Origin of the sequence: Flavobacterium muglaense, assembly GCF_014305155.1 — a bacterium.
GTDB lineage: Bacteria > Bacteroidota > Bacteroidia > Flavobacteriales > Flavobacteriaceae > Flavobacterium > Flavobacterium muglaense.
The window spans coordinates 1-1,667 of record NZ_JACRUK010000113.1 but is presented as its reverse complement, the minus strand read 5'-3'; the positions used below and the strand labels follow the sequence as shown (position 1 = coordinate 1,667).

The 1,667-nt window shown below is 28.0% G+C and carries 3 protein-coding genes; 2 read left to right on the top strand and 1 reads right to left on the bottom strand.

Going from position 1 to position 1,667, the window contains the following annotated elements; all coding sequences use genetic code 11:
- Positions 1-338: 338 nt before the first annotated feature.
- Together H8R24_RS17995 and H8R24_RS17990 are read left to right on the top strand one after the other, a co-directional pair.
- Positions 339-539, top strand: coding sequence for a hypothetical protein (locus tag H8R24_RS17995; RefSeq protein ID WP_187021828.1), 201 nt, complete (start codon positions 339-341; stop codon positions 537-539).
- A gap of 54 nt (positions 540-593) precedes the next feature.
- On the top strand, positions 594-884 hold the full coding sequence (locus H8R24_RS17990; protein WP_187021830.1) for a type II toxin-antitoxin system RelE/ParE family toxin: 291 nt from the start codon (positions 594-596) through the stop codon (positions 882-884).
- Here the strand turns inward: H8R24_RS17990 and H8R24_RS17985 are convergent.
- On the bottom strand, positions 881-1,195 hold the full coding sequence (locus H8R24_RS17985) for a hypothetical protein (RefSeq protein ID WP_187021832.1): 315 nt from the start codon (positions 1,193-1,195) through the stop codon (positions 881-883). The two genes, H8R24_RS17990 and H8R24_RS17985, sit on opposite strands and share 4 nt — an antisense overlap.
- Between the last annotated feature and the right edge of the window lie 472 nt (positions 1,196-1,667).

The window sequence follows — 1,667 nt, the reverse complement described above, 5'->3', positions numbered from 1 at the left end:
AAAAAAGGAGTAGAAATCAATAGATATCTACTCCTTTTTAGGTCTTAATTTATTAGAAACACTTTTTCAGTGCCCTCGTTCAATAAAGGGTGTTTTTTTTTTTACTCGTTTTTTTTTCCGCCCTCGCTAGTGCCTTCTTTTGAGAAAAACTATTTGTAAATAAAAAAAAATACACCGAAAAAATAATGTGCTTTATTTTACATAGAATTTATGATAAGGATTAATTTTTTGATAGTTTTTTTATATATTTTTTTATTGATTTGTGAGATAAAAGGCTTTGTTTTTTTGGATAATTGGCTGATATTTCGTAACTTTAAGTAATTATAAATCAATATCTTATGAGTTTTTACGACAATAATCCAACTGTAATTAAAAGCTGTTTACTACGTATGGATAAGCCTAGTTTTATTAATCACGCACTAGAAATCAAATCCCTGTTTTTAGGCTTGGATTATGAAGATTACAACGCAAATTTCCGCTATAAATACAGTAATTTATATGTTTGGTGTCGTGATGTTTATAGAAAAAAATTCGCGTAATCATTTTTGTGTTGTAACCGTAAAAAAGTATATTTACACTCAAATATGATATTAATGGAAATAATTTGGACGCAAAAAGCTAGAAATTCTTATTGGAACAATATAAATTATCTAGAACATTATTGGAATGATACTATAGCGGATGATTTTGAAAATGAAACTTTAAGGGTTTTGGATATTATAGAAAAAAATCCCCACATAGGTCGCTATGATGAGGATTTTCAATGTTATATCTTTTTGATCGTAAAGCAAATTTCATTATTATATGATCTAAATAATGACCAAATTATTCTTTTGAATTTTTGGGACAATCGCCAAAAACCAATTAAAAGGCTTAATATTTAAGCCTTTTTTCTTTTATTTTTTAGTTCAAGCAAAATATCTGCGTGCTTGTAAACTCTCCCCTCTTTATAATCAAGTCTTGCCTCTTCTATTTCGGCTTTTAATTCCATCATAAAATATTCTTCTGGAGATAAAATTTTTGCAATTGACAACATCTCTTCAGGTGTAAAAGATTGTGATTTTAATTTCCTGTAGAATGTGGGACCAGGTATTCCAACTTGTTCGATAATGTAATTCTTTTTGAACGGCGATTTATTCATTAATTCATCGATTCCGTTAACAAGTTTTTGATAAGTGAGAATTTCTTGTATCATTTTTGGTATTTTTTGATTACATTTGCTGTACAAATATACAAATAAAAATGAGACTACATAATATAAATTATAATGCAAAATATATTCAGTACATTTGAGAGTACGTTTTTTTAATTGGCCTTATTACTCATTAAGTGATATATGTATTTCAGATAACAATTTACTGCGAACTCTTTTACAATTGCTGTTAGCTGCCATTTTGTAAATGTGAAATCATAAAAAAAACGAAGCGATTCTTAGCATAGTTTCCTAATTGTTTAAATTTCCCATATCCTGAGCCAACGGCAACTATTTTTCAAATACGCGATTCTCACGTATCAAGATTGCTTGAAAATAATACAAATAAAAGTTGGTCATTAATAATTTAAAAGGCATTATCGATGACCAACTTTTTTTCTAATTAGGGCTTGCTGAAAAATTGCAAATCCAATAAAACAGAGGTATTTAGAGCTACTTTTTCTTGTTTAAATGC

Excerpts from the sequence above, each read along its gene's own strand:
- H8R24_RS17995 (WP_187021828.1), top strand. The coding sequence starts at position 339 with ATGAGTTTTTACGACAATAATCCAACTGTAATTAAAAGCTGTTTACTA.
- H8R24_RS17990 (WP_187021830.1), top strand. The coding sequence starts at position 594 with ATGGAAATAATTTGGACGCAAAAAGCTAGAAATTCTTATTGGAACAAT.
- H8R24_RS17985 (WP_187021832.1), bottom strand. The coding sequence starts at position 1,195 with ATGATACAAGAAATTCTCACTTATCAAAAACTTGTTAACGGAATCGAT.